The organism is Campylobacter sp. CH278 (genome assembly GCF_004378845.1).
Classification (GTDB): domain Bacteria; phylum Campylobacterota; class Campylobacteria; order Campylobacterales; family Campylobacteraceae; genus Campylobacter_D; species Campylobacter_D jejuni.
In genome coordinates, this window is the sequence record NZ_RYXZ01000030.1 from 1 (window position 1) to 406 (window position 406).

Annotated in this window: 1 protein-coding gene; it reads right to left on the minus strand. The window is 30.8% G+C overall.

Annotated features, from left to right (window positions below; genetic code table 11):
• The coding region (locus ELQ04_RS08540) for a 6-hydroxymethylpterin diphosphokinase MptE-like protein (RefSeq protein ID WP_134224532.1) at positions 1-406 on the minus strand (406 nt) is incomplete at both ends.

Genomic DNA, 406 nt, shown 5'->3' on the forward strand with positions numbered 1-406 from the left:
TTTGATAATCATCAGGATGAGAATTGCCATTTTCAGCATAAGCTAAATCCTGTCCTATAAAAATGATGTTTTTATGACTTAGATAAGTTGCTAGATAAGATAATGTATGTGCAACACTAAGTCCTACAGCAGCATAAGAAAAATCTTTAAGATTTATATAATATGGAAAAGCAAGAACTTTTTGAGTTATGACTAAATTTCTACCCTTTAAATACTCAATCGCCTTTGGATGAACAACACCAGCACAAATAAATATAATATCCTTATCAAATTCACCAAAATCATTGTTAAAAAATTCAGCAGTAATTTCAGTTCTTTCAAGCATGCAAACATAATCAGGCTTTATACCATGCTTAGCTAAAATAGGATAAGAAGAATCCGCACAAAAAATCGTAGCTTTGCTAGC